This is a genomic window from Flavobacterium limnosediminis JC2902 (assembly GCF_000498535.1).
In the GTDB taxonomy this organism is placed as follows: Bacteria; Bacteroidota; Bacteroidia; order Flavobacteriales; family Flavobacteriaceae; genus Flavobacterium; species Flavobacterium limnosediminis.
The window spans coordinates 35,381-61,240 of sequence record NZ_AVGG01000023.1 but is presented as its reverse complement, the minus strand read 5'-3'; the positions used below and the strand labels follow the sequence as shown (position 1 = coordinate 61,240).

Sequence of the window (25,860 nt, the reverse complement as noted above, 5' to 3'; positions counted from 1 at the left end):
GGTATTTCCACAGATGGTTATTGCAGAGGCGGGTTTTGCAGAGGCGGGTTTGAAACCCACCTCTGCCGTATGCGTTCAAAATCATGCCCCACCGGCAATATAACACGTGCCAGGGCCGGGTTTTAAACCAGCCCGAACAAAACCCAAACCTACCACAATGAACATTACAAAAATTCAAATGGATTCCCGCTACCCCTGACCGCAGTGGAAATCCTTTTCTTTGTTTCTTTAACAAAGGAAAGATTGTAACGGAGGGCAGGAATTGCGTTTGCAAAAAAAGCCCAAGCCTTTCGGTCCTGAAACAAAAAAAGCTGCCCGTAATGAGCAGCTTTTAATTTATATTGAAGTCTGATTATGCTTCTACTTCCTGATTTGCTTCGGCGTGAAGTCTTTCCACTTCTTTTTTATCCGCTTTTGGCATGGTGTCTACCAATACCGGTGTAGCGATAAATAATGAAGAGTAAGTTCCCACAACGATACCTACCAACATCGCGAAGATAAATCCACGGATGGATTCACCACCGAATACGAACATGATCCCTAATACGATAATCATCGTTAATGAGGTATTGATCGTTCTTGATAAGGTTGTATTAATAGAGTCGTTTACGATTTGATTGAAATCACCTTTTCTGTTACCTAAGATGAACTCACGTACCCTGTCGAATACAATTACCGTGTCATTCATGGAGTATCCGATAACGGTTAGAATCGCCGCAATGAAGTGCTGATCCATTTCCATGTGGAATGGCATGAATTTATACAATAACGAGTACAATCCTAATACGAAAATAACGTCGTGTGCCACAGCTGCGATAGCTCCCAATGAGTACTGGAACTTACGGAATGATACCACTAAGTAAAGTGCCACAACAAGCATAGCTCCTAAAACCGCCCAGTATGAGTTGGTTTTGATATCGTCTGAAACCGAAGCACTTACTTTAGTTGCCTGAACAACCCCTAAGGTTTTACCCTCAGCCGTGTTGATGAACTCAGTGTAAGTGATGTTGTTTGAATAGTATTTTTTCAAACCGTTGTATAACTTCTCGTTTACTTCCTTATCAACTCCAACACCTTCTTCCTGTACTTTATACTTAGTGATAATTCTCATTTGGTTTTTGTTACCAAATTCTTTCACCTCTACGTGTACTCCGAATTCTTTACCAAGTTCTTCAGCAATCTCAGTTGGGTTAACCGGTTTTTCGAATTTCACCTGGAATGTTCTACCTCCAACGAAGTCCACACCCTGATCCAAACCGTTAACTGCAAAAGAAACACAGCTACCGATAACAACAATAGCAGATATCATGTACGACCATTTTTTAACTCCTAAGAAATCAAAATGGAAGTTTGTGAACCAGTTTTTAGACAAACCTGTTGTAAACGTTAATTTTCTTCCTGCAGCAATATCTTTATCGATAAACATTCTCGCGATGAAAATAGCCGTGAATAAAGACGTGAAGATACCAATCAACAACGTAGTTGCGAAACCTTTGATTGGTCCTGTACCGAAGATAAAAAGGATCAGACCTGTAAGGATGTGCGTTACGTTAGCATCGATGATGGAACGCATTGCTCCTCTCCAGCTGTATGATTCCACAACTGCATCACCTAATGTTTTTCCAGCACGCAATTCTTCTTTTGCTCTTTCATAAATAATGATGTTCGCATCCACGGCAGTACCCATTGTTAAAACGATACCCGCAATACCCGGTAATGTTAATACAGCACCTAAACTGGCTAAGATTCCGAATAAGAACAATAAGTTCACTAATAAAGCTACGTTAGCATACCAACCTGCTTTGCCATAATAAACGATCATCCATAAACATACCAATAGTAAACCAACAACTGAAGACATGATACCGTTATCGATAGCCTGTTGTCCTAATGACGGACCTACAACTTCTGATTGCACGATTTCTGCAGAAGCCGGTAATTTACCTGCTCTTAAGATGTTTGCTAAGTCTTTCGTTTCTGTTACATCAAACACTCCTGAAATCTCAGAACGTCCTCCTGCAATTGGTCCTGTAGAAACACCTGGTGCAGAGTAAACGATATTATCCAATACAATAGCAATATTGCTTTGTTGTGTAAATGCTTTACCGGTTAACTCTTCCCATGCTTTAGCACCTGAAGCGTTCATTTGCATAGTTACAGAAGGCCTTCCCATTTGGTCAAACGACTCCGAAGCATCTGTAATTACCCCACCACTTAAAGGCGGTACACCATCTCTGTTTGTTTTAAGAGCATACAACTCAACAACATCCGGAGTTTTAGAATTCACTTTACCCCAAGCAAAACGAGCGAAACGCTGTTCAGCAGGTAATAAAGAACGAATGTCCTCTCTTTTTAAATAAGCGTTAACTTTAGCTGTGTCTTTCGGGTTGAAATAAGCTAAAACCGGGCCTCCCTGTTGTCCGCCACCTTTAACCAAATCCAATAAAGGGTTTTCACCTTTTTTGGTCCCTACAGAGTCAGCTGCTTTATTTTTCAATAATGATTCTACATCAGTACCTTTTTTAGCAACAGTATCAACAGTGACAACATTTTTTTCTGTTTTCTTTAAAGCTTCGTTAGCCGCCATTAAGAAATTAGAAATTTCATCTGTTTTATACGTTTCCCAGAACTCTAACTGAGCAGTACTTTGTAATAACTTTTGGATACGGTCGATATCTTTAGCGCCCGGAAGCTCTACTAAGATTCTGCCTGATTCTCCTAATTTCTGAATATTAGGTTGCGTAACACCGAATTTGTCGATACGCTCTCTTAATACTCGGAATGCACTTTCCACAGACTCAGAAACTTTTTTTCTGATGATGGTTTTAACCTGCGCATCTGTCATTGTAAAATTGATCTCACTTAAATTTCTGTTAGCGAAAATTTCTGGTGATGATAATTTTGTCGTTCCGTTTGAAACCTGATCAAAAGCGATAAAGAAAGCATCAAGATAATCCTGATTCCCTTCTCTGTTTTTCGTTGCTTCCGCAAGCGCTTTGTTAAAAACCGGATTTTTTGAATTGTTTGCCAATCCTTTCAATACATCTTTAACCGAGATTTGAAGAATTACGTTAATTCCACCCTCAAGGTCAAGACCTTTATTGATTTGTTTTGATCTTACGTCATTAAATGTATGACCTAAGAACACTTTTTCTTTCCCAATAGAGTCTAAGTAAAACAGCTCTTTTTTAGAATCGCCGTTAGCAAATTCCTTTGCTTTACTTTCAATATTATTGGTAACAACCGTGAAGGAAAGTTGGTAAATACTTACCAATGCAAATAAAATTGCAAAAAATTTAATGAGTCCTTTATTCTGCATTACTATAAAAAATTAATTATTCTTTTTTCAAAAACGAGCAAATATATACTTTACGAAAATATCTACCAATTTATTTCTTAATTATATCCAAAAAAAAGACTGCGCGAAGCAGCCCTTCTTTTATTTCGTTAAATTACTATGCTAAAACCGATTTCAAATCCGCATTCATAACACGAACAGCGTCGGCACTTTTTGCAAACAATGCTTTTTCCGCATCATTCAGTTTAACATCCACGATAGCTTCTACTCCGTTTTTACCGATAATACACGGCACTCCCATACAAATATCTTCCTGACCATATTCACCTTCAAGGAAAACCGAACACGGAATCATTTTTCTTTGATCGTTCAAGATACTATCTACCAAATACGCCACTGAAGCACCTGGAGCATACCAGGCGGAAGTTCCCAGCAATCCGGTTAAAGTCGCCCCTCCTACCATCGTATCGGCAGCCACCTTGTCCATTTCTTCCTGAGAAAGATAAGTGGAGACCGGAGTTCCGCAATAAGAAGCTAAACGTGTCAACGGAATCATGGTTGTATCCCCGTGACCACCAATTACCATTCCGTCCACATCATTTGACGGTTTGTTTAACGCTTTTGACAAATAATATTTAAAACGGGAACTATCTAAAGCACCACCCATTCCGATGATTCTGTTTTTAGGCAATCCGGTTGCTTTTAGAGTCAAATATGTCATCGTATCCATTGGATTAGAAACCACCACGATAATAGCATTTGGAGAATGTTGCAACACATTTTCAGCCACACCTTTCACAATTCCGGCATTGATTCCAATCAACTCTTCACGAGTCATTCCCGGTTTTCTCGGAATACCTGATGTAATTACCACCACATCGCTTCCGGCCGTTTTCGAATAATCATTTGTACTTCCTGAAACACGTGTATTAAAACCTGTTGTTGTGGCACATTGTGAGATATCCATAGCCTTACCTTCCGCAAAACCTTCTTTGATATCCAACAAAACCACTTCACTGGCGATTCCCCTGTAAGAAATCACGTCCGCACAGGTAGCACCTACATTTCCTGCACCAACTATTGTTACTTTCATAATCTTTTTATATTTTTTTTGGTTGATTAATAAATGAGGTGTTAAATATATTAAAATTCGTATTGAATAGAAAAATTAGTATTGACAAATTTTCCAAATCCGATTACCGGTTGCAAAAAAACTTTTTTAATCTGATATCTTCCGGAAATTTCCCCAATGACATTTGTTTTAGTTTTACTGATTTCTTCCAGTTTCATATTCAGAATATCCTGCAACGGAATCAACTCTTCAATTTCTCCTTTTTCACCCCCGACAATATATCTAAATTTACTGGTATTAACGATAAGCCCTCCCATCAGTTCAAAGTTTTTAAATTCTTTCGAACCGTTTAACTGAAACTGCCAGGTATCAACCAAACCGTTAAGCTGGTTAATTCCCAAACTTCCGTATTGGGTCGGAATCGTAATGAAGTCGAAACTTATATCTTCCTTGGAATACGCCACCAAAGCCGATAAATGGATTTTTCTTGGTTCCAGATTTTTGAAATACTGACTGAAATTATGTTTCAAACCGAAGCCATACACCTGATAATCGCCTTTTTTCAGTTTGGTTTTAGGAGAAAACTTCGCCACAAACTCCGTTCCGTACCACAAACCTATCGAACCCTGGAGATACGGATAAAATATCGTTTCCTGATTCACTCCCTCCGGAGTTTTCAGACGGATTTGTTCACCATCCAAATCACCAACCAAATACACTTGGGAATCATCCCCTAATGCGGTAGGCACGGTAGCCGATGTCGCTCCCTCAATCTGAAAAAAAGTAAAATCACTGTTCTTTATTTCAAAACTCCTGTCGCGTTTGGGCACAAAAAAAACATTCGAATGCAATCCCAGTGTCACATCCCACAACTTTCGTTTTTTGGGAGAAGTAATCCATCCGGAAGCGGCCTGATAAACCGCCGCATCCGTAGCTGGAGTTATGTATTGATCCGAGTAAAACAAAGCGTCATTAAGCAGATTTTCAACGTCCTGAAAAGTTTGCGAAGATTGTGCTTTTACCGTATTGGAAAAACACAAAAAAGCTACAAACAACCCTGCTGAGAAAAAAGATTTACGCATCAATCTTAGCGTAAGCGGCATTTTTCTCGATAAATTCCCTACGTGGCGGAACTTCATCCCCCATCAACATAGAGAAGACACGATCGGCTTCCGCCAAACTGTCAATCCCCACTTGACGTAACGTTCTGAACTCCGGATTCATTGTAGTTTCCCACAACTGTTCCGCGTTCATCTCTCCAAGACCTTTATAACGCTGGATATTGGTTCCTCCTCCTAATCTTTCGGAGATCTCATCACGTTGGGCATCGGTCCACGCATATTCTTTCTTATTTCCTTTTTTCACCATGTATAATGGCGGAGTAGCAATGTAAACATATCCGTTCTCAATCAGTTCTTTCATATAACGGAAGAAGAACGTCAGAATTAATGTTGAGATGTGACTACCGTCGACATCGGCATCACACATGATGACTACTTTATGATAACGCAGTTTTTCAAGATTCAAAGCCTTACTATCTTCTTCTGTTCCGATAGTCACCCCTAATGCCGTGAAAATATTACGGATTTCTTCGTTTTCGAACACCTTGTGATGCATTGCTTTTTCCACATTCAGAATCTTACCACGCAATGGCATGATTGCCTGAAACGCACGGTCACGACCTTGTTTAGCCGTTCCGCCCGCCGAGTCTCCCTCGACAAGGAATACTTCGCATTTTGCAGGATCCTGCTCGGAACAATCAGACAATTTACCCGGTAGTCCTCCACCGCCCATAACGGTTTTACGTTGCACCATTTCACGCGCTTTTTTCGCCGCATGACGTGCCTGAGCCGCAAGAATTACTTTCTGAACAATGATTTTAGCGTCATTTGGATTTTCCTCCAGATAATTCTCCAACATCTCCGCAACCGCCTGAGAAACAGGTGAAACTACCTCTCTGTTTCCTAATTTGGTTTTGGTCTGTCCTTCAAACTGAGGTTCTGCCACCTTAACCGAGATAATCGCCGTCAAACCTTCACGGAAGTCATCTCCGGAGATTTCGAATTTCAATTTATCAAGAAGTCCTGAAGCGTCCGCGTACTTTTTAAGCGTACGGGTTAATCCCATACGGAAGCCTTGCAAATGCGTACCCCCTTCGTGTGTATTAATATTATTTACGTAAGAGAAAATATTCTCCGAATAACTTTCATTATAAATCAGGGCAACTTCCACCGGAACCTCCCCTTTTTCGTTCTCCATACTGATTACATGGGTGATAATCGGCACTCGGTTTCCGTCCAGGAACTTAACGAATTCCTTCAATCCTTCTTTGGAATGAAAGGTTTCACCAACGAAGTTACCGTCTTTATCCGTTTCCCTTCTGTCGGTAAGAGTAATTGAGATTCCCTTGTTAAGATATGCCAACTCTCGCATACGCGCCGCCAACGTATCATACGAAAACTCCAAAGTCTGCTGAAAGATGGTTCCGTCCGGCTTAAACCAAACCGTTGTACCACGCTTATCGGTTTCACCAACCTGTTTAACCGGATACATCGCTTTTCCTCTTTCATACTCCTGCTCATACACTTTTCCTTCTCTGAAAACCGTAGCCTTCAGATGATCGGACAACGCGTTAACACACGATACCCCAACCCCATGCAAACCTCCGGAAACTTTATAGGAATCTTTATCAAATTTACCTCCGGCACCAATTTTGGTCATTACCACCTCAAGTGCGGAAACTCCTTCTTTTTTATGAATATCTACTGGGATACCACGCCCGTTATCTTCAACGGTAATGGAATTATCCTCGTTAATGGCTACAAAAATAGTATCACAATGTCCGGCCAACGCCTCATCAATCGAGTTGTCCACTACCTCATAAACCAAGTGGTGAAGTCCTCTTACACCAGTATCACCGATATACATCGAAGGACGCATCCTTACGTGCTCCATTCCTTCAAGCGCCTGAATACTGTCTGCCGAATAACTACTCTTTTTTACTTCTTCGCTCATAATCTAAATTCTGATTGTATTTTTTGTCTAACGAGCAAATATATGAAAACGAAGATGATTTTTAGTTAAAAATAAGCCTATTAAAGCTTTAAGTTATTAACAAAAACAGCGCAATTATTAACCTTATTTCGATTGCTAATTCATTTAAACCTTAACCCTTTTTCTTCAAAATTTCCATTTTCCCATTTGAGAACGGATTTCAAATTTACACTATTGGAACCAAAAAAAACAGCATCAAAGCCCGATTATAACCAATTCGTTAAAAAAATATTTCTATATTTACACGTAACATTTTAACATAAAAAAGTATGAGAAAGTTAATATTACCATTTGTTTTTGCATTATTCTTTAGTTATGCAAATGTTTTTGGACAAGCCAGAAGTGAATTGAATTTTGGTCTTGTAGGTGCTAATTATGAAATTCCTGTTCATGAAGATATTACAATTGCTCCCGGCGTCGGAACAGACCTGGATTTTGATTGGTTAAATCTGGGAGTAAAGGCGAACTATTATTTCGATAATGTATTTGGGATTTCAGATGATGCTTGGGATGTTTATGGTGGAGCCAATTTGGGATACGCTATTTTCACGGGAGACCATGATAACAACGACAATGATGATGACATTAATTTAGGCCTTCACGCTGGAGGGCGTTGGTTCTGGAATGACAAATGGGGAGTATATCTGGAACTTGCCGGCGGAAGTACTTCTGGTTTTTCTCCCGGAATTGGATTAACAGTGAAGTTATAACTTGCATAATTCTGCAATACATTAGAAGTCCTGAGAGAAATTTCAGGGCTTTTTTATTGCTTCTTTTGACAAATTTTCTCTGCAGAAATATGCTACAAAATTATTCAGATATGCTCAGCAAAACATGTTCATACCTTCCACTCTATCTTTAGCTCCTCTCGTTAAAAAATGTAATTCCCAAAGGACGCCACTCCTCCCAATAACTATCGGGACAGGACTAGAAAATTGCTTTTATTACTTTGAAATGTTTGAGAAATAAAAAACGTCAGCATTACTGCCAACGTCTTTTACAAACAAATCACATTTTGAAATTATATTGTCGTCACGACCAAATCACTTTTTACGTGAGCTGTATTTGCTCTACCGCTCGGATCTTGGTTCGTTTGCCATTTTGGAATCCATTTTCGAACGGTCTTAGCCGCGCTTTCCTGCGGGAAATGTTTATGAAAAATCGCTCTATAGAAAAATGCTTCTTTTGTAGCCGGTGTGTTGTATGGGAATAATGTTTCAGCTTTTGCAAAATCCACATCAGAAACTTGGGAAGCACAATAATCAATCAACGTATCAATCCAGTTGTAACCCACGCCGTCCGAAAACTGCTCTTTCTGCCGCCATAAAACCGATTCGGGTAAATACGGCTGCTCTAAGGTATCAAACGCTTTACGAAGGATGTATTTCTCAATTCCGTCATAGGTTTTCGGCATTTTTTCTTCGGGCTGAATTTTAATAGCCAATTCTAAAAAAGCCTTGTCCAAAAAAGGTACGCGGGCTTCCAACCCATGTGCCATGGTGGATTTATCGGCGCGAAGCAAATCGGCAGTCGACAGGCGTTGCACCCTTTCAATAGTTTCTTTCTGAAAATCGGTTACGCTTGGGGAATTTCTGAAATATAAGTAACCTCCGAAAATCTCATCAGAACCTTCTCCTGAAAGTACCACTTTGATTCCCATATCCGTAATCGCTTTCGACAGAAAATACATTGGCGTACTGGCACGAACGGACGTCACATCATAAGTTTCCAGATGCCAGATCAGTTTATCCAGAATTTCGATTCCCTCTTCTATCGTAAAATGAATTTCGTGATGCTCCGTCCCTAAAAAATCAGCCACGTCTCTTGCTGCCACGGCATCCGGAGCGGTCGCATCCAAACCAATGGAAAACGAATGCAGTTTTTCACCACCTTCCTCTTTCAATAATCGAGATGCGATTGACGAAATCAACGACGAATCCAATCCTCCGGAAAGCAGCACACCGATGGGCACATCGCTCATTAAACGTTTTCTTACCGCTTCGGTTAAGGTTTTACGAATCGCCTCTAAATCCAGTTTTCCAACCGCAAGTGATTCCTCTTCCCATTTCGGCCGATAGTATTTTACCAAACCGGTTTTTGGAGTGTAATAATGTCCCGGAGGAAAAGCTTCGAACGTTTCGCACTGATCGGCAACAGCTTTCATTTCGGATGCAAAATACAAACGGCCTTCACTGTCTTTTCCGTAATACAAAGGTTTCACTCCCAGCGGATCACGCCCGGCGATGAAATCGTCGCCATCGATTACCACGAAAGCGAAAATTCCGTCCAGCATATCACAAAAATCATATCCGAATTCTTCGTACAGATGAACAATCACCTCGGAATCGGAAGTGGTTCTGAAAGTATGGTGACGCAATACTGTTTCGCGCAGTTTCTGGTGGTTGTAGATCTCTCCGTTATGCACCATCCAAGCTGAAGATGTTCCCTGAATAGGTTGTTTTCCGGTGTGTAAATCTACTATCGACAAACGTTCGTGACTTAGAAGATGTCCTTTTTCGGTGATGTGTAAGTCGCTTTCATCGGGTCCGCGATGAGACATTCTTTTGGATAATTGCTTTACTAAAGCTTCGTCTGTCGTTTTTCCTATAACTGCCAATATTCCGCACATAATTATTTCGTTTTAAGTTTTATTATGAAACAAAATTGCGTTTTAAAGTTTTAATTATAAATCATAAACACATATTTAGTTACTATTTGAAACTTAATAATTCAATTTACGATTAAAATGAAATATACATCTTTAAAAATGGGTGTTTTGGATTACAGATTGTAATTTCACAGAACTATTTCACAGAGATTCGGAAAGGAGAAAGAGAGTCTCTCTAAATTTTTGCAGTTAGAGTAACAGCTTTTACTGATAAAGACACCCTCTTTTTTCAGAAACCTTAACAAAAAGTAAATGGCTTATCCTTTAGCCCTGATGGGAGTGACATCTTTTATACCTGACAGGTTTTAAAAACCTGTCAGGTATAAAAATACAACGGACAGCAGGAATAAGGCTCACTGACAATCCCGAACCTCCCGATAGCTATCGGGACGCTCCAAAAAAAATCCCAAACTTTCGCTTGGGATTCTGTTTTATTTTACCTGTTTTCCTTTGACGAAGGTATTTTTAGGCTTGACAGCCGGAACCATATCGATTGGCATGGTCATGATATCGGCGTCAAAAATGGTGAAATCGGCCCATTTGCCGGCTTCCAGACTTCCTTTTTCGTTTTCTTCAAAATTGGAATAGGCCGCCCAAATGGTCATTCCCTTCAGTGTTTCTTCACGCGTTAAGGCATTTTCAGACTGGAAACCTCCCTGAGGCCAGTTTTTCAGATCTTTTCGCGCGACGGCCGCATAAAAAGTGTACATCGGATTAACTTCTTCTATAGGGAAATCGGTTCCCAACGCTACTAAACCGGCTTTTTGCAGCATTTTTTTGTAGGCATAAGCATTTTTAATGCGATCCATACCGAGTCTTTCCGTTGACCAATACATATCAGATGTGGCGTGTGTGGGTTGAACAGATGGAATAATGCCGAGTTTAAAGTAATCAAAATCTTTTTCCTGCATGATTTGGGCGTGTTCGATTTTCCAGCGTCTATCTACTTTGCCGGTCAAAACTTCCTTGTAGATTTTCAGCAACACTGTGTTTGTGGAATCGCCAATGGCGTGTGTATTCATCTGGAAATCGGAATTCGCGATCTGTTTGGCAATCGCACGGATGTCTTTCACCGGTGACAATAACGCTCCGAAATGCTTCGGTTTATCCGAATAAGGTTTGTGCAGGCAGGCACCACGCGAACCCAAAGCCCCGTCACCCATAAATTTAAAGGAACGCACGTTGAGTCTGTCGGTTTTATAAATACCCTTTTTAGTATAATAATCCACATTTTCTTTGGATGCTTTTACCATGGCATAGATATTAATATCCATTCGGTCTTCCCGCTGCAAACTGTCAATCAGGTTTATGACATCCCTATCCAGTCCCGCTTCGTTTATGGTAGTCAGACCGTGATCAAACATTACTTTTTCAGCGGCTTTTAAAGCGCTGATTTGTGTTTTTCTGGATGGTTTCGGCATACTTTTATATACCAATTCCATTGGATTATCAATCAGGATTCCTGTCAGAGCGCCATTTTTAACTTCAACCTGACCGCCTTCGACTTTGGTTTTCGGAGTGATCCCAGCCAATTCCAAGGCTTTTGAATTTGCCAGCAGCGCATGTCCGTCAATACGGGTAAGCACCACCGGTATGTCCGGAAAAATTAAGTCAAGTATTTGATTGTTTGGAAATTCTTTGATCTGCCAGTCATTCTGATCCCAGCCCCTGCCCTCGATAAATGCCGGATTTTTTGATTTCCGAAACTGAGTTACCCTTTCAATAACTTCTTCAAAGCTTTTTGTACCTCTCAAATCCAGGGTCTGAAGATTCATTCCGTAACTATAAAAATGAGCATGGGCGTCATAAAACCCGGGGTAAATAAACTTATTCTTTGCATCATAAACATTCCCGGAAACAAATTCATTCATGATGTCCTCCGTTTTTCCGATGGCGACAATTTTACCTCCGGAAACCGCAAATGCTTCTGCCTTATCGAAGTTTTTATTAACCGTATAAACGGTCGCATTGGTTATGATAAAATCGACAGGTTGCTTTTGCGCATTGGCTAAAAAAGTAACCAACACAGAGAGTAGTGCAATTTTAAATTTCATTTTCAGCAGTTTTAAACTTCCTGACACCTTTGAAAGACAGGAAAATTGGTTGTCCAAATATACCAATTAAAGATTAGGATTACAAATACAGAAGCAATTCAGAATTAGACTTTTAAGTCACATTCTTTTACAATGATTTTGCCGTTACATTAAATTCTGCCTATTTCCTTATTTATTAAAGTTTCATTTTCATCATCAAAACAAACAAAGATTACTTTTTCAATCCCACTGTGCTTTGACAGAAAATCCGAAACGGTTTTGACTGCAATATGTGCCGCTTCTTCTTTTGGAAATCGGTACACACCGGTACTGATACTTGGAAATGCCACCGATTTACAATTGTTTTCCACAGCAAGTTGTAAGGAATTTTTATAGCAGTCGGCGAGTTTTTCGCTTTCATTGTTACTTCCGCCGTTCCAAATCGGACCGACTGTATGAATTACGAATTTGGCCGGAAGGTTTCCTGCAGTAGTAATCACCGCTTGTCCGGTCTTACAACTTCCTTGTTTGGCGAGGATTATTTTGCATTCGTCCAGAATTGTATTTCCTCCGGCTCTGTGAATTGCCCCGTCAACCCCGCCGCCGCCCATAAGCGATGAATTGGCTGCGTTAACTATTGCATCTACTGAAATTTTTGTAATATCACTTTTTATAACTTCGATCATAATTTCGCGATTTGAGATTGCATTACTGACAACCACTAATTTAGCAAATTATGAAACAACTTCAATTTCAAATTTGGAACCGTTTACCTCAACAATATCACCGATTTGTTTTCCCATAAGCTGCGAGCCTAAGGGCGAAAGCGGAGAAAGAGCCAATACAGAAACCCCGTCGATGGTGATTTTAGGTAATGCCGCACTGATGAAAAGTTGCAAGCCATTGGTTTTTACCAGACTCCCCATAATTACCCTGCGGCTTTCTGCTGAAACATCAATCTTACCCAAAACCTCTTTAAAATGAATTGCTTCCTGAAGCTTAGCGCTGAGTTTCTCCTGTTCAAGGTGCATCATGGACAAGGCTGTTTCGTGTTTGTCTCCGGCCGAACTTTTTGCATCGTTTTGCGCATCATCGGCCAGACCGGAAATCATATCGCGATAGACATCAATTTTATCCTGAAGTAAGGTTAAATGATGGTGAAGTATTTTTTGTTTGAAAGTCATATTTTAAGGCGCTAAGGCTCTGAGGTTCTAAGGTACTGAGGTCATGAGTTTGGCTTAAAACCTTAACACCTCAGTTCCTCAGTCCCTAAGAACCTTTTTAGAAATCAAATTTATAGTTTGCACCAAGCAAGAACTGGAAGCCCTGAACCGGATAATTCATCCAACGCTCGTATTGCTGGTTCGCGATGTTGTTCAGTTTCAGAAAACCTGTTAAACGTTCGCTGTGTTTGTATCCTAAGTGGGCATTTAAATCGAAGTAGCTATCTAATGTTACTGTTTTTGATAACGGTTCCGATAATGTTATATCGCTATAATAGAAATAGTCCTTACGATCTCCTACAAAGAAAACGTCGGCTCCGGCGTACCATTTTTTGGTAATATCCACATCCAGATCAGCACCTATTTTTAAACCAGGTAAGTTCCATGCTTCTCGCTGATCGGTTGTATAACTGTTGAAAGTACCGTTTACTCCGAAAGCTACATTTTTGGAAAAATCCATTTTAAGTTCACCGAAGAAACTCACCGTTTTAAGTTTGTCATATACCACTCCGAAAGAGTTGCCGTATTCATACGCGTCATTTACAAAAACAGTTACGAATGGATTTGCCGTAAAGAAAGCCTTATCTTCTTCCGCCATGTATGAACCTCTTACATTAAATGCTACCGTATTAGCTAATTTCCCTTTAAGCCCAACATAAATATCATATTGCTGATTGGTTGGAGCAATGCCCAGGGTTGGCGAAACGAATTTGTTTTCTTCCACGAAATCGGCGAAAGAATTTTGTTTCAGATTTCCTTCCGCGCCGGCGTAGGCAATCATAATATCCCCCACAAGCTTATAAGAGGCTTTTATCTGCGGGAAAATATAAAATTTACCATCTGTTTCATCATTGATTACTCCCCTACTGTAGAAAAACCCTGCTCCTGCCTCAACCGATAAATCATCCTTTTGCAATAAAATGGCAGGCACTACTCCGAAATTCAGGTAACTGTAACTGATATCCGAAATCTCGAAATAATCTTTTTCGAAACTTCCGCCAACGTAATCGGCTACGATATCGGCTTTGAATTTATAGTTTTCCACTTCAAAATCGAATCCCGGTTTGATAAAGAATCTGTTTTCTTCAGAACCGTGCGAATCCCAAAACCGTTTGAACTGCATGGAAGTTTCGTTCATTAAACCTTCTTTCACACCTACTTTAGCCCCTAACGTAACGGTTTGGTAGGTTTGTTGTTCATCAATTGCATTGATAGCATCTTCGGTAAAAGTGACAAATTCCGTTGGAAGTCCGTACCAGTTGTACATTTGGTGTTTGTATCCTAAATCTGCATTCCAGTCTACTTCGCGAGTGCGGCTGCCATACGTCACATCAAATGCCGTATTGTAGTAGTCGTCATCCAGTACCACATCATTAATTCCTCCCTGCGATGATAAATGACGTAACATACCGCCCACGTAATCATTGTTGCTCAGATCTTCGGTTACAAACAATTCCGCATTCACGGTTCCGTAGTTTCCAACACCTAACGTCGCATAATTTTTAAACAGACGCTCTTTCGCAGCTTTGTCAACATCGGCCGCTCTACCCTTTGCAGGTGTAAATGTTGATGCAACCGGAAAAGAAAAAATATTGTATTTGATTTCTTCTTTCTGTGCGTTGGTTTCGTCGTCGATAACCGGTGTTTCTTTTACTTTAAAAGCGTCGGAAATAGTTGGCGTGTAAGGTTTAACTACGTTTACCACTTCGGTTCCTATGTTTTCGTCTTTCTTTTGCGCGAAGGTTTTCATCCCTGTTAAGAGAAACGTTATGGCTGTTATGTATTTGAATGTCTGATTCATACTTTTTTTTGTTTGAGAAGAGAAAATAGATGATAGAGAATAGATGATAGAACTTCAAAACGCCTTTTTGTCTTTCATTTTTTATCTAAACTAAAATACTTCACCTCATTTCTATATTCTTTTCTCTATGTTCTTTGTTCTATTTTCTTGCTTCTTGTCTCTCGTTTCTATTTTCTACTTAGTAATCGATGAATTGCGTTTTGCTTCTTCTCCTTTAATGAAATCAAGTTCGGTTTGTGCTTCAGTGACGACTTCCTCAAAAGAAGCGAAATTTTTGATTACACTTTCCAGAATGTATGTTGCCTGGAAACTGTCTTTCAGTCCGTAGAAGTTTTTCGCCATAACGATTAATCCTTTGGCTCCGAAATATTTGTATCCGGAATAATCTTTGGCTAATTTCTGAACCACCTCGTTGGATTTTTCAAACTTACCTTCCTTGTTTTTAAAATAAGCGTCGTAATACAACGCTTCGGCCGCCAATTCCCCTTTGGCGATTTTCTGCAATTTAGCGTAGGCTTCTTTGGCTTTCACCTCATCATTGGTTTTGATGGCCGAACGCGCTACGATGATTTGCGCATCACTTTTCACTTTATCATCCGTTTTAGGGTTGGCCAGCACTTTATCCGCATAGACAACGGCATTGGCAAACTCCTTTTGCTCATAATAACATTTCATCAGATTGGATTGGGCGAAAGTTACGTTTTGCGGAAAATCGGCTTCCGATTCCAAACGCTGTAAAACCGGAATTGCCCTTTCGTAGGTTTTATTTTTTAGATGAATCTCGCATAACCGTGCCAATGACTGCTCGGTGTATTCACTTCTGGATTTACCGATTACGTATTCATAATTCGGAATGGCAGTAGTTCCCAATCCATCGGCAAAATACAATTGTGCCAGGTAAAAATTAGCTTTCAACGCGTGTAAGCCTTCCGGGAAATTCGCCAGATAACCACTGAAACCTGAAATAGCCTGCTTGCTGTTGTTCTGTAAATATTGTTTTTCAGCTGCGTTGTAGGTATCGTTATCCAAATCGGCATTAGAAACCTCCACGAAATCCAATGTTTTTACCCAAGCTGCGTATTCATTGACTTTGTTGTTGTCCATATAAATCAGACGCGCGGTTGCAACAGCTTCGTTTGCTTCTTCCGTACGCGGAAATTTCGAAACCACTTCTTTGAATTTCACTAACGCCTGTTGGTCCTTATCATTATTATAATACACCAATCCCTGACGTAAAATCGACTTGGAGACATAAGAACTCTCTTTATAATCATCTATTAACCTGTCGTAGGTTTCCACCGCTTTGGTTACGTTATTCTGCGTTACATAGGTATTTCCTAATTCGTATAAAGCATCATCGGCATATTTTGAATCGGCATGTTTTTTCATGAACGAATTCAGGTTTTCGATTTTCAGATCGTTTTTACCCACGAATCCGTAGGATATGGCTTTCTGGAAATGGGCATAATCCGCATCAACACTGTTAAGATCGACAGCTTTGTTATATGCGTCCATCGCCGGCCAGTATTTTGAGGTCACGAAATAACTGTCTCCCATTCTCAAATAGGCATCGTTCAGACGAACCTTATCGGCTTTTTCCGTTTTGATAAACTCCTGAAAATGGTTCGCTGCATTTTCATATTCTTTCAGTTTGAAGTAAGTATACGCCAAATTATAGCTGGCGTTTTTTGCTTCGGGAACTGATTTCGCTTCCGCTGAACCCGAAAATTGTTTGAAACTGATTAACGCATCACCAAACTGATCTAAATTATATTCGGTTTCCCCTTTCCAGAAAGTAGCTCTTGCGGTAAACTTGGCGTCTCTTGGCTCGGCAATTGACTTTTTGAACAAAGTCAGTGCTTCTTTGTAATTTCCGTCGGTGTACAATTCCAATCCGCGGTAAAAAGTCACCTTCTGATACGCTGGACGGTTTTGCGGATTTTTATTTTTCTCCAGCAAAGACAACGCCTCCTTATAATTTTTAGAAGTGATATATGAATTGATCAGCAGGTTTTCAATTTCCTGTTTGTAAGCGGTTTGCGGATATTTAGCCAGATAGGCCTGAAGCACTTCGGGTACACTTTGGTATGGATTTCCAATTTCGTAACTGATTTTGGCGTAATTCAGATAAGCGTCCTCCTGAATTTTTAGATCAAATTCCATTTCGGAAGCATTCTTGAAAGCATTTAGAGCTTCCTGTTTTTTTCCGACTTTCAGGTAACTTTCGCCTAAGTGATAATATGCATTTTGAGCTACAGCATCCTGACCTTCGATGATTTTATTGAATTGGGCAATCGCATTTTCAAAATCGCCGGCTTTATAGTAAGCATACCCTAATTGGTAGAAATCGGTATTGTTCCATTTCCCTTTTTTGCCTTTGTAATTCAGTAAATACGGAAGCGCTTTGTCGTATTGCTTCAGATTAAAATAGCTTTCGCCGATGATTTTGGACAATTCCGATTTTTCTTCGGCATTGGATTTTGACAATTGCGGCACACCCAAATCGATGGCTTTCTGGAAATTCCCTAATTTAAAATTCATATCTGCCTGAAAATAGGACATTTTTTCCTTGTACTTGTCCTGATCCTGAACCTGATCGAAGTATTTATTGGCATCTTTATAATTATCTGTTTCGTAAGCCATATACCCTAAATAGTATTTGGCCTGCGAACCGAATTCTTTGGAATTGGCTACTTTATTGAAGTATTTATCCGCTTCTTTTTTGTTCTTAGCCGAAAAATAGCAATAGCCTTTCTGGAAATTGAACTTCTCGCGCTCTTCATTCGACATCGAGCCTTCGTCTACTTTCTCAAAATATTTCAGAGCCTGCGGATAATTGGACTGGTCGAAATAATAATGCGCTACCTCGATAAATGCCTGATTTTGCTTGGAAGAGGTTGGATATTGCTCCACAAAATCCTCAATCAACACATCGGCTCCGGGTTGCTCCAGACGAATCGCACAATTCGCATTGTAATAAGCACAATCGGATTTCACCTCATAACTTACATTTGAAGATTTGACCCTGTTAAAAATGATCTGGGCCGCGTTGTATTGGCGATCTTTGTAAAGCGCCACGGCTTTGTCAAAATCGGTTAATTCGTGAGTATAAATGTTGGATTGTTGCGCAGAGAGATTTACAGCACTCAAAATGAGGGAGGTATAGAGAAACCTATTCAGTTTTCGCATAGTTTTTGGCTTTTTTTAAAATTCAAATATATCAAATTCCCGTGGTTATAACGTGTAATTTTATTCCTTTATTATACGGGTTTTCAACAAATTTGAGCGAAAAGAACAAAGAAGCAAGAGACAAGAGAAAAACCATTACGTTAGAAAAAAACAGAATCTAAAATGTAATAACAAACTTCCGTGAATTCCACCTCTTACATAGTGACTCTTGCTTCTTGGTTCTTGGTTCTTGCTTCTCCTTTTCCCTTTTCCCTTTTCCCTTCTTAGATTCAGTCAAATAATTTTTATACGTTTCTTTGAATAAGTTCGTTCTACTTATTACTTTTACACAAATTAAATCACACAAAATGTCACAAACGATACTTTCTCTAAAAGATGTTACCATTTACCAAGACAGCAACGCCGTTCTTGCCAATGTGAACCTTGATGTTAAACACGGTGAATTTCTCTATGTAATTGGAAAAACCGGTTCGGGAAAGAGTAGTTTTATGAAGACATTATATGCCGATTTACCTTTAACCGAAGGGACCGGTACTATTGTGGACTATGATTTAAATTCTTTAAAAGAGGATGACATTCCGTATTTAAGACGAAAACTGGGTGTGGTTTTCCAGGATTTCAAATTATTACCGGACAGAAATGTACATGATAATTTAGAATTCGTTTTAAGAGCCACAGGTTGGGCCGAAAAAGAGGAAATTCAGGTAAAAATTGAAGAAGTATTGGATAAGGTAGGCATGAAATCTATGACTGCCAAAATGCCGCACCAGCTTTCTGGAGGAGAACAACAACGTGTTGCTATTGCCCGTGCACTACTGAATGATCCGGAGCTTATCCTTGCTGATGAACCTACCGGTAACCTTGATCCGCAAACCAGTGTGGAAGTAATGGAAGTACTGAAAAAAATCAACCAGAACGGAAAAACCATCATTATGGCCACGCACGATTATGCGCTGATTATGAAATATCCTTCCAAAACATTGAAATGTGAGGATAAAACCTTGTTTGAGGTGGTTCAAAGAACGATTTAATGCTATCGATTTTAATTCCGACATACAACTACAATTGCATTCCTTTGACGGAGCGCTTGTTTTCGGAATTAACAAATCTTACCATTGACTTTGAGATACTTGTGGAAGACGACGGAGGAACATTGTTTTTAGCCGAAAACGATGCGATCAATAATCTCCCGAATTGCCACTATTACCATAATACCGGAAACATCGGGAGAGCAGGAAACATAAATCGGCTTTTCGGTAAATCCAAATTCGATTCGTGCCTACTATTGGATTGCGATATTTTCCCTGTCAAAAGTGATTTTATATCCCACTATTTACAAGCCATAAAAGAAGGGAACAACATTGTTTTCGGAGGAATTATCTATGAAACAGCTATCCCCGAAACTGAAAAAAAACTTCGCTGGGTATATGGAACGAAAAGAGAAGCATTGCCCCTTGCCATTCGAAAAAAAAAGCCTTACGAAACCACTTTAACATCAAACATACTGATTAGCAAATCCTTGTTTAATAACACTGAAATTTTCAATCAGGACATCACCTTATACGGTTATGAAGATTTGGTTTTGATTGAAGAACTTAAACGGAAAAATATCTCGATTTTTCATATTGACAACCCAGGATTCCATCTTAATCTTGAAACTTCCGAAAAATTTTTGCTCAAAACCAAAGAAGGTATTAACAACCTTGTCTTTCTGGAACAGCAAGGCATTCTTAAGCCCGACAGCACGAAAATAGTACGTTTGTTTTCCAAGCTGAAAAAAATGCGATTAAACAACTGGGTCGGATTTCTCTTTTCAATACTTAAGCCTTTTTTACGAAAAAACCTCATTTCAAATCGTCCGTCACTATTCCTATTTGATTGCTATAAAATTGGCTATTTTTGTTACTTAAAATCCAAATAATGGCATTATTTTCCGTTATCATCCCGCTTTTCAACAAGGCTCCCCATATTGAAAACACCCTTAAGAGTGTTCTCAGTCAAACTCTTGATGATTACGAAATCATAATCGTAAATGATGGATCCACCGATAATGGTTCAGAAATTGTAAAAAGCATTCGTGACTCAAGAATCCGGATTATTGACCAGTCAAATCAGGGTGTTTCCGCAGCAAGAAACAAAGGAATTGAGAATTCAAACGGGACATTAATTGCCTTTTTGGATGCCGATGATTATTGGTTTCCAGATCACCTTAAGGAATTGTCTGACTTATACACTAATTTCCCTGATTGCGGTATATATTGCTCCCGTTATAAAATTAAAACGACTTCAAAACATTTTTCAACACCCCATTTCAATGGTATTCCTGAAAATTTTTCGGGTATTATAGGCAATTATTTCTACTCTAACAGACCTTCCCGGATAACCTGGACATCAAGCCTGGCCATTCCGAAAGAAATACTAATTCAATATGGTGGTTTCACCGTTGGCGTAACCAATGGTCAGGATTTCGAATTATGGACGAAGATAGGGATTCATGAAAAAATTGCAATCGGAAGTGCATACACAAGTCTGTATAACTATCACATTCCCGGAAGTTTAGCCAAAACCAATATCGGTAAAATGAAACTGATGGATTTTAGCCAATTTAAAGAGGATGAGCTAAAAAACAAGGACTTAAAATCATTTCTGGACCTGCATCGTTTTTTCTATGCCATGTTATACAAATCAAATCGCAACTATAAAGAGGCTGTATTTTACTATAAAGATATCGACAAAAAAAATATCGGAATACTAAATCAGATTCTTTTCAATTTACCTTCTTCACTCCTGAAAATACTTTATCTGATCAAAAAAACTCTAAAAAAAACAGGGCTGGAATTTTCAACCTACAACTAGGATTTTCTTTTTTGATATACACCAAAAATGGCATCATTTTCTTTATTAATAGCCACAAAATCGGCTTCTTTTTGAATGATTTCCCTCAAGAGGTTCTTGGTTTCCTTATCGTCATTAAGAAAATTATGCGCGATGTCTTTCAGCAAAAGATGGGTGATATTCCAACCCAATTCGGTTTCTTCCAACTCATCAAAATTACTGATTAACCCTTTTCGTAAATTCTCCGAATCAGGCGCTTCAGATGGATCTACCATCAGCATACGCAGTAATCCCGGTCGGTACACTTTTTTCTTGATGCTTTTCCTGTCAATGCGCATTTTGTAACGTGACGGAAGGATTTTTAAAATACGATTAGACTCCTCCAATTGCGATGTTCTCCATTGCAAACGATTTGGGCCACAGTATTCGAAAACCACAACTTTTCCGTTTTCACTTAAAAGAGGATTGATACAATCGCTTAAAAAGGAAGGTATATTTTCAAAATGATGCAGACTGGAATTGAATACAACAACATCAAATTTTTGATCACCAAATTCTATTTTTCTGAAATCCCCCGAAAAATAATCAATCTTCAGATTGGCTTCAACTGCTTTCTTTCTGGCATTTGCAATACTCTCCGGTGATATATCCACTCCTACAATTGTATCAAACTTACCCGACTTTCCGAAATTCCTTTCATGAAGCCCTTCTCCGCAACCCACCGAAAGCAAACGCAAACCGTTGGCATTCCGAAAATATTTATCCGTTACATACTCCTCATAGATCACGTCTTCGTTACCCGAAATTTTATGATTCCATGATTTTACGATTTCCGGTATCACCCAGAAATCACTCACCGATTCGAAGGCATCCCATTTTGAGGAAACCCTTTCGTTGAAGGAAAACTTAAACAGTTTGGAAAATAAAAATGCAGCTCCCTTATTTTTCAGTTTGTGGTAAAAATCGATAAAATCGCCGAAACTTAGTAGTGTCATACGGATTTACAACTTGTTTTTATAGGTTATAAACGCGTCAAAATCCCTGATATAATCGGTCTCATCATACACTCCGGATGAAATCACCAGGCAAACCGCCCCCGAAGAAAAATTATCCAGTTCACGCCATACATTCGATTTGATAAGTAAGCCTTTATCGGGTTTGTTCATTGCAACTGTTTTTTCCTCATTTCCGTCTTTCAGTTGTACCTCAAAACTTCCCGAAAGCGGAATCAGCAATTCGAACTGCTCCTTATGTGCATGACCTCCTCTTTTTGCCGTACTCGGAACATCAAAAAGATAATACACTCTTTTGATTTCAAAAGGAATTACGTCTTTTTCAATTACAGCGATATTTCCTCTGTAATCTTCTATTTTGGGAAGGGAAATCAGTTCTATGTTCATATTACGAAAGTACTTCAATTTTCATCAAATCCAACCATTGCTTTCCGATTTTGTCTGTCGAAAACTGTGCCGCCGAAGGCAGCGTTTGTGCTTTACAGTTTCGGTATAAATCGGCATCACTTACAAAACGGTTCATCTTATTTTTCAGGTCTTCGAAATTCTGATTTTCTGCTAATAATCCGTTTTTCTCATTGACGATTACTTCGTTTGGACCCGAAATACCGTCGAAAGCCACAACCGGAGTACCGCAGGCCATAGCTTCGATAACCGACATCGGGAAACCTTCATATTTACTGCATACAACCAAAAATAAGGCGTTTTTTAAATACGGATACGGATTTTGCTGAAAGCCCGTGAAGTGAATTTTAGGATGACTTTCGACTAATTTTTCGACTTCCGCTCTTCTTTCTCCCTCGCCAATCAATATCAGATGAATGCTTTTTTGCGGTAAATCCGATTCCAGATACGCAGCGATCAATCTGTCAAACTGCTTTACATTATAATAATCGAACCTTCCCATTCCCATCACATACTGAAATTCAAAAGGAATCGTTTCACTGGATTTTTGTTGGATTTCTGACAGATTAATCGGGTTGTAAATCCGGTGCAGATTCTGAAAATCATACATTTTTTCAACGCTGACCTTTATGGCATCCGACACACAAACCACCGCATACTTATTTTTAAAAATGAGATTCGCCAGAAATTTGCTTTCCGGAATATAAGTGGCTGTATTTCCGCTGTGAACGGTATAAATGGTTTTGGTTTTGTAAACCCAATTGGCCATCAGTACTTCCTGAAAAGGTTTGATCCGGTATCTGAAATCAATAATAAAATCAAAATTTCCCTGCTGAAGATATTTTTTCAAAAAACGCAGCAATTGCAGCTTTCCGAAAATTCCTTTGTGTTGCTCCTTCATTTTGCCGATGTTCACCAAAGTTCCGGAATACGGATAGCCGACATCGTCCACCAATACAATATTGTGAACTTCAATTCCCTGATTACCAAAGTAAACCGACAGTGAAGACATCACCCGCTCCAATCCGCCGCTGTTTAAAGTGTAGCCGATAAGGGCTATTTTATGGTTCCGTTTTGGAATATTCATTCACTAATGTGTATTTTAGCAACTAATATAAAGTTTTATTCAGTACATGCAAAATTCTCCATTGGTAAGTATCCTTTGTCTGAGTTACAATCACGCCCAATTTGTGGAGGAAGCGCTGCATTCGGTGCTGTCACAAACCTATAAAAACATTGAACTTTTAATTGCGGACGACTGTAGTCCGGACGGTTCAAAATCCGTTATAGAAAACTGGCTGAAAAACCATCCGGAAGTTATTTTCGTTTCCAATCCGACGAATATCGGGAACACAAAAACCTTTAATAAATTGCTGGCTTTCGCCAAAGGAGAATACATTATTGATCTGGCTGCCGATGATGTTTTACTTCCTGATTGCGTTGAAAAGCAACTGAATGCTTTCACAAATTCGAAATTAAAAAATGTAGGTATCGTCTATGGAAACGCGGAAAGCATTTCGGAAACCAACACGCATTTGGACTATTATTATGAAATTAATGGTGACGGAAAAATCATAAATCCGCCGCCAAGCGGAAATATTTATTTATCGGTTTTAGGACAATACAACAAGATTTGTTCGGTTTCTTCGATGGTGAAACGGGAAGTCTATGATAAACTGGGCGGTTACGATGAGCATCTCGCTTATGAGGATTTAGATCTGTGGATAAGAGCCTCGCGGATTTATAATTTTGAATTCATTCCCGAGATACTGATTCAGAAACGGGAACTTGCCAGCTCGTTGGGATCGCAGTTTTTTGTAAAGAACAATGCCCGAACCCGAAAACTTAACCGTTCTACTTACACTATAATCCGCAAAGCTTTGCAACAAAACACTTCAAAAGAAGAAAACCGCGCGTTGTTAAAAAGGATTCATTACGAAATGTCAAAAGTCTTCAAAGCAGGTGATTTTTCACTTCTTGCAAAATATATCGGTACCGAATTAAGAGCCCGTTTCTTCTGATTTCGAATCGAAAAACAACTTTCTGAACATAAGAAGCATCAGTGCTAACGATATTACATTGGCAAAAAAATACGCCTTTACCGCGCCGAGTACGTTTTCATTCTGAATAAGTAAATAAGCCAGCCCGAAATAGGCTATATTGAAGATGATTTCTACCGCAAAATATTTTTTCATCATGGTTTTTACCAGAATCTGATAACCGAAAGCAAGGCTCATCACTTTTAATAAATCCCCGGACAATTGCCAGACAATGATTTCCTTTACCTCTGAAAATTCTTTTGTTAAGGCCAGATTGATTATAAAATCCTTAAAAATAAAAATACCTGTTAACAGCAGTAAAAACAAGGGAACCAAGGTTTTAAAATAATGTTTCAATTCGTTCAGAAACTCGGAATTCGTTTTTAATCCTGCCAGTCTCGGCATGTAATACATGGAAAGTCCCGAACTTAAAAAAAGCATGTAAAACCCTGAAACGCGGTTCACCGCATCCCAAATTCCGGCTCTTTCCACCGAATAGGAATTTATCAGCAGGTTTCGGATGGCAATCAGCGTAACCGGAACAATTACGGCACTTAACAGCGACATCACCGAGAATTTCCCGATAATCGGCAGGTATTTTTTACTGATCACTTTTTGGAAATCAAAACTGAAAAACTGCCTGTTATCCAAAACAAACAAAAGTGTTACCAACAACAAAACAACATCCGAAATTGCCGTTGCGATTAACGCTCCATCCAGTTTTTTGAGGTAAATCAGACTTATGGTAAGTACAAAACTAAAAACAGAGGAAAGAATCTGAATAAAAACGATTTTCCGAAATTGCTGCAATCCGTTGTAAACTGCCATCCAAAACGTATTCAATACAAAAAACGGAAGCAGTAAACCAAACAACCGAATGGCAAAATCATAATTAGAGGTTGCAAACAGAAAGGCACTTAAGAATCCGGAAAACAGCACAATGAATAGCCCCAAGCCTATCGAAATCATTGCAAAAATCCAGAAGAAGGTCGAATAAATTATGGAGAGTTCATCCTTATCGTCTTTATGTTCAACAAATAATCGAACCAATGAGGCGTTAACCCCCAAAGTCGACAACGATTTGAATAGGGCTGTAAAATTTTTAAAACTGCCAATCACTGCCATCCCGGAAGGCCCCAGAAACTGCGCCACAACACGAACGGAAATAAGCCCCAAAATAAAATTGACACCAATGGATAAGGAATTCATTGATACCACTTTAATCAGTTT

The 25,860-nt window shown here is 39.3% G+C and carries 19 protein-coding genes; 5 read left to right on the top strand and 14 right to left on the bottom strand.

Annotated features, from left to right (window positions below; translation table 11 throughout):
- Nucleotides 1–352: 352 nt before the first annotated feature.
- From secDF to gyrB, 4 genes are all read right to left on the bottom strand, one after another.
- A complete protein-coding gene (secDF, locus tag FLJC2902T_RS14665; RefSeq protein ID WP_023580585.1) occupies nt 353–3,319 on the bottom strand; it encodes a protein translocase subunit SecDF in 2,967 nt (988 codons plus the stop codon).
- Between the two features lie 136 nt (nt 3,320–3,455).
- Nucleotides 3,456–4,391, bottom strand: a complete 936-nt coding sequence (locus FLJC2902T_RS14660) for a malate dehydrogenase (protein ID WP_023580584.1) — start codon at nt 4,389–4,391, stop codon at nt 3,456–3,458.
- Between the two features lie 50 nt (nt 4,392–4,441).
- Complete coding sequence (locus tag FLJC2902T_RS14655) at nt 4,442–5,473, bottom strand: DUF6588 family protein (RefSeq protein WP_245594760.1); 1,032 nt, start codon at nt 5,471–5,473, stop codon at nt 4,442–4,444.
- Nucleotides 5,445–7,385, bottom strand: a complete 1,941-nt coding sequence (gene gyrB, locus FLJC2902T_RS14650) for a DNA topoisomerase (ATP-hydrolyzing) subunit B (protein WP_023580583.1) — start codon at nt 7,383–7,385, stop codon at nt 5,445–5,447. Before gyrB ends, FLJC2902T_RS14655 begins: the two co-directional genes overlap by 29 nt.
- 308 nt (nt 7,386–7,693) lie before the next feature.
- Here gyrB and FLJC2902T_RS14645 point away from each other — a divergent pair, with 308 nt between their 5' ends.
- The gene (locus FLJC2902T_RS14645; RefSeq protein ID WP_023580582.1) at nt 7,694–8,134 is read left to right on the top strand and encodes a hypothetical protein; all 441 of its coding nucleotides are present in this window, start codon (nt 7,694–7,696) and stop codon (nt 8,132–8,134) included.
- Nucleotides 8,135–8,445: 311 nt separating this feature from the next.
- On the opposite strand, the gene asnB is transcribed toward FLJC2902T_RS14645, so the two are convergent.
- From asnB to FLJC2902T_RS14615, 6 genes are all read right to left on the bottom strand, one after another.
- Nucleotides 8,446–10,053 (bottom strand): asparagine synthase B, encoded by a 1,608-nt coding sequence (gene asnB / locus FLJC2902T_RS14640; RefSeq protein WP_023580581.1) that lies wholly within the window; start codon nt 10,051–10,053, stop codon nt 8,446–8,448.
- Nucleotides 10,054–10,523: 470 nt separating this feature from the next.
- The gene (locus FLJC2902T_RS14635; protein WP_023580580.1) at nt 10,524–12,146 is read right to left on the bottom strand and encodes an amidohydrolase; all 1,623 of its coding nucleotides are present in this window, start codon (nt 12,144–12,146) and stop codon (nt 10,524–10,526) included.
- Nucleotides 12,147–12,295: 149 nt separating this feature from the next.
- Complete coding sequence (locus FLJC2902T_RS14630) at nt 12,296–12,811, bottom strand: O-acetyl-ADP-ribose deacetylase (protein ID WP_023580579.1); 516 nt, start codon at nt 12,809–12,811, stop codon at nt 12,296–12,298.
- 48 nt (nt 12,812–12,859) lie between these two features.
- On the bottom strand, nt 12,860–13,309 hold the full coding sequence (locus FLJC2902T_RS14625; protein WP_023580578.1) for a GreA/GreB family elongation factor: 450 nt from the start codon (nt 13,307–13,309) through the stop codon (nt 12,860–12,862).
- Nucleotides 13,310–13,406: 97 nt separating this feature from the next.
- Nucleotides 13,407–15,149, bottom strand: coding sequence for a TonB-dependent receptor (locus FLJC2902T_RS14620; RefSeq protein WP_023580577.1), 1,743 nt, complete (start codon nt 15,147–15,149; stop codon nt 13,407–13,409).
- Between the two features lie 174 nt (nt 15,150–15,323).
- The gene (locus FLJC2902T_RS14615) at nt 15,324–18,338 is read right to left on the bottom strand and encodes a tetratricopeptide repeat protein (RefSeq protein WP_023580576.1); all 3,015 of its coding nucleotides are present in this window, start codon (nt 18,336–18,338) and stop codon (nt 15,324–15,326) included.
- Nucleotides 18,339–18,685: 347 nt separating this feature from the next.
- On the opposite strand from FLJC2902T_RS14615, the gene FLJC2902T_RS14605 reads away from it, so the two are divergent.
- The 3 genes from FLJC2902T_RS14605 to FLJC2902T_RS14595 are packed head-to-tail and all read left to right on the top strand — an operon-like array spanning nt 18,686 to nt 21,194.
- Nucleotides 18,686–19,369, top strand: a complete 684-nt coding sequence (locus FLJC2902T_RS14605; protein WP_023580574.1) for a cell division ATP-binding protein FtsE — start codon at nt 18,686–18,688, stop codon at nt 19,367–19,369.
- Nucleotides 19,369–20,259 (top strand): glycosyltransferase family 2 protein, encoded by an 891-nt coding sequence (locus FLJC2902T_RS14600; RefSeq protein WP_035679053.1) that lies wholly within the window; start codon nt 19,369–19,371, stop codon nt 20,257–20,259. The genes FLJC2902T_RS14605 and FLJC2902T_RS14600 overlap by 1 nt, the downstream gene beginning before the upstream one ends.
- Entirely contained in the window at nt 20,259–21,194 is a 936-nt protein-coding gene (locus tag FLJC2902T_RS14595; protein WP_035679050.1) for a glycosyltransferase family 2 protein, read from the top strand. The genes FLJC2902T_RS14600 and FLJC2902T_RS14595 overlap by 1 nt, the downstream gene beginning before the upstream one ends.
- Here FLJC2902T_RS14595 and FLJC2902T_RS14590 read toward each other — a convergent pair.
- The 3 genes from FLJC2902T_RS14590 to FLJC2902T_RS14580 are packed head-to-tail and all read right to left on the bottom strand — an operon-like array spanning nt 21,191 to nt 23,678.
- Entirely contained in the window at nt 21,191–22,168 is a 978-nt protein-coding gene (locus tag FLJC2902T_RS14590; RefSeq protein WP_023580571.1) for a methyltransferase domain-containing protein, read from the bottom strand. The two genes, FLJC2902T_RS14595 and FLJC2902T_RS14590, sit on opposite strands and share 4 nt — an antisense overlap.
- Nucleotides 22,169–22,174: 6 nt before the next feature.
- Nucleotides 22,175–22,573 (bottom strand): sugar 3,4-ketoisomerase, encoded by a 399-nt coding sequence (locus tag FLJC2902T_RS14585; protein ID WP_023580570.1) that lies wholly within the window; start codon nt 22,571–22,573, stop codon nt 22,175–22,177.
- A 1-nt stretch (nt 22,574) separates the two neighbouring features.
- On the bottom strand, nt 22,575–23,678 hold the full coding sequence (locus FLJC2902T_RS14580) for a glycosyltransferase (RefSeq protein ID WP_023580569.1): 1,104 nt from the start codon (nt 23,676–23,678) through the stop codon (nt 22,575–22,577).
- Between the two features lie 46 nt (nt 23,679–23,724).
- Between FLJC2902T_RS14580 and FLJC2902T_RS14575 the strand changes: the two genes are divergently transcribed.
- On the top strand, nt 23,725–24,612 hold the full coding sequence (locus FLJC2902T_RS14575) for a glycosyltransferase (protein ID WP_035679048.1): 888 nt from the start codon (nt 23,725–23,727) through the stop codon (nt 24,610–24,612).
- Here the strand turns inward: FLJC2902T_RS14575 and FLJC2902T_RS14570 are convergent.
- Nucleotides 24,592–25,839 carry an O-antigen translocase gene (locus FLJC2902T_RS14570; protein WP_023580567.1) on the bottom strand — a complete coding sequence of 416 codons (1,248 nt, stop codon included), beginning with the start codon at nt 25,837–25,839 and terminating at the stop codon, nt 24,592–24,594. The two genes, FLJC2902T_RS14575 and FLJC2902T_RS14570, sit on opposite strands and share 21 nt — an antisense overlap.
- Nucleotides 25,840–25,860: the final 21 nt, after the last annotated feature.